Source organism: Actinotalea ferrariae, from assembly GCF_019733465.1.
Lineage (GTDB): Bacteria > Actinomycetota > Actinomycetes > Actinomycetales > Cellulomonadaceae > Actinotalea > Actinotalea ferrariae_A.
Genome location: NZ_JACVQL010000347.1, coordinates 1 through 2,512 on the forward strand (window position 1 = coordinate 1; position 2,512 = coordinate 2,512).

Consider the following 2,512-nt stretch of genomic DNA (forward strand, 5'->3'; position numbering starts at 1 on the left):
GGCCGTCGACGGCACGAGCCCGAGCTCGTCGAGCGCCGCCGCCGCGCGGGCGCACGCCGCGACGCCGTCGGCGGGCCGGCCGGCGGCGACGAGAGCCCGGACGAGGACGACCCAGGCGGTCTCCCGTGCCGGCTCCTCGGCCGACAGCCGCGTCGCCAGCCCGACGGCGTCCTCGGACCGGCCCGCCCGCAGGAGGTGCCCGGCGAGCTGTTCGAGCGCCTGACGACGTCGCTCCTCGAGGCGCTGCGCCTCGCCGCGCACGCCCGGCAGGTCCGACGCCCCGCCGAACGCCGGTCCGCGCCACAGGCCCAGTGCCTCCTCGAGGAGCGCGACGGCGTCCTCAGGCGCCGCGCCGGTGGAGCGGTCGAGGAGCGCGTCGAACCGACCCGCGTCGACGTCGTCGGTGCGCGCGTGCAGGCGGTAGCCGCCGTCGGCCGCGGTGACCGCCACGCCCAGGCCGCGCAGGCGGGAGACGATCGAGTGGAGGCTGTGCTGCACGTCCGCCGGGGGGTCGTCCGGCCACGCGGCCTCGACGAGGTCCTGCACACCGACCGTGCGGCCGGGCCGCGCGAGCAGGGCCGACAGGACGGCGCGCCGGCGGGTGCCGTCGACCACCGTGCTGCCCTCCGCGGAGCGCAGCACGAGGGGGCCGAGCACCCCGTACTCCATGGCCCGATGCTAGGGCGACGCGCGTCCCGGGTGGGCCGGCGTGCGTGGGTCCTCGGTGTCGCCCGACGGTGACCACGACGGGCGGTCGGCCGTCGGGCCGCGCCGCGGAGGCTGCGACAGCGGCGGTCAGGCCTGGTGGGTCACCGTGAGCGTCCCGCGGGCCAGGGTGTGGAAGAGCGCGGTGAAGGCGACCTTCGTCGGCGTCGTCGAGGCGTCGAGCCCGAGGGTCTCGACGTCGAGCGCGTGCACGGCGAAGACGTAGCGGTGGGGACGGTCGCCGGCCGGCGGGGCGGCACCCGTGTAGCCGATGCCGCCGTCGTCGTTGCGCGCCTGGAGGGCGCCGCCGGGCAGGGCGGTGGTGTCGGGTGCCCCGGCGCCGGCCGGCAGGGAGGTCGTGCCGGCCGGGAGGTCCCAGACCGTCCAGTGCCAGAAGCCCGCGGGGGTCGGGGCGTCCGGGTCGAAGCACGAGACCGCGATGCTGCGCGTGCCGTCCGGCACGTCGCCCCAGGCGAGGTGCGGCGAGGTGTCGCCGCCGTCGGCCGTGAACCGGGCCGGCATGGGGTCGCCGTCGGTGAGGTCGTCGCTCGTGACGGTGAGCGACGGCGCGGCGGGGAGCAGCTCGTAGGGGTCGGGGGCGGTCGGGCGGGACAGGTCCACGGGTCCTCCTGCGCGGGTCGGCGTGCGAGGGCCCGACCATCATCGGCACGAGCGGCGGGGGACGCGCGTCGAGGGTCGGCGGCACCCTGCAGCGGCGATCGGGAGTGCGGCGTTCGGGTGAGGTGCCGGGCGGTGCGTGAGGCGACGCGCCGGGGCGACGCGCGGGCCGATTGACACGGCACCGGCGGCGGCGTGTACTGGATCTGTCGAACAGGTGTTCGAACATCGGCACGACGGCGGCCTGCCCGGAGACCCTCCGGCAGGTCCGTCGGAGCACGTCGTGCGGTGCACGGTGACCAGGAGGGAGGACGCGATGACGGCAGTCGTCGACGAGTCCGCGACCCTCCAGGACGCCGACCGTACCGCCGCACGAGCGGCGCGCGCCCGTGCTGCCCTGGCTCGCGCCGAGGAGCGTACCGGCACGCAGGGATGGGTCCGTCCGGTCCGCGCCCACGCGGAACGGCGGCCGGGTCCTCGCACGGAACCGCGCACAGAGCCACGCAGCGAGGCGCGCACGGAGGCGCTGGTCCGGAGCAGGTCGGCGTCGACCACGCTCCCCGTCACGGCCCTCCCGCCCCTCGCCGACGCGGTCCCCGAGCCGCCCGCGGCGGTGCCCGAACCGCTCGCTGCGGTGCCCGACGGCGACCCGCACGCACCGGAGCGCATGCTGGCGGTCCGGCCCGACCTCGCGCCGCTGCTCCCGCTGGGCGGGCTGAGCCGGGGGAGCACCGTGGTCGTCGCCGGCTCGACCTCGCTCGTCCTCGGGCTCCTCGCGGAGGCGTCGGCCGCGGGCAGCTGGGTCGCGCTCGTCGGCCTCCCCGGGGTGGGCGTGCTGGCGGCGCACGAGCTCGGCATCGCGCTCGACCGCGTCGTCCTGGTCCCCGACCCGGGCGCCGACGGACCGACCGTGGTCGCCGCGCTGCTCGACGGTGTGGACGTCGTCGTCGTCGGCCCGCGGACGGCCCTCGCCGACGGCGACCGGCGCCGGCTCAGCGCGCGCGCTCGCGAGCGCTCGTCGGTGCTCGTGCCGACGACGCCATGGCCGGGGGCGCACGTGGTCCTGACCGCCGCCGCCGAGGAGTGGGAGGGGCTGGGCCGCGGGCACGGGCGGCTGCGCTCGCGGCGCCTCGTCGTCGACCGGCAGGGCCGCGGGAGCGCGGCCCGGCCGGTGCGGGCGGAGGTCACC

3 protein-coding genes are annotated in these 2,512 nt (G+C 78.3%); 1 reads left to right on the top strand and 2 read right to left on the bottom strand.

What is annotated here, in order from left to right; translation table 11 throughout:
• Both ICW40_RS19475 and ICW40_RS19480 read right to left on the bottom strand, forming a co-directional pair.
• Positions 1-669, bottom strand: a 669-nt coding sequence (locus tag ICW40_RS19475) for an AfsR/SARP family transcriptional regulator (RefSeq protein WP_308121922.1), incomplete at its 3' end; no start/stop codon positions are given.
• Positions 670-795: 126 nt separating this feature from the next.
• On the bottom strand, positions 796-1,326 hold the full coding sequence (locus tag ICW40_RS19480; protein WP_221655639.1) for a YbhB/YbcL family Raf kinase inhibitor-like protein: 531 nt from the start codon (positions 1,324-1,326) through the stop codon (positions 796-798).
• A 313-nt stretch (positions 1,327-1,639) separates the two neighbouring features.
• Here ICW40_RS19480 and ICW40_RS19485 point away from each other — a divergent pair.
• On the top strand, positions 1,640-2,512 hold an 873-nt coding region (locus ICW40_RS19485), incomplete at its 3' end, for a hypothetical protein (RefSeq protein ID WP_221655640.1).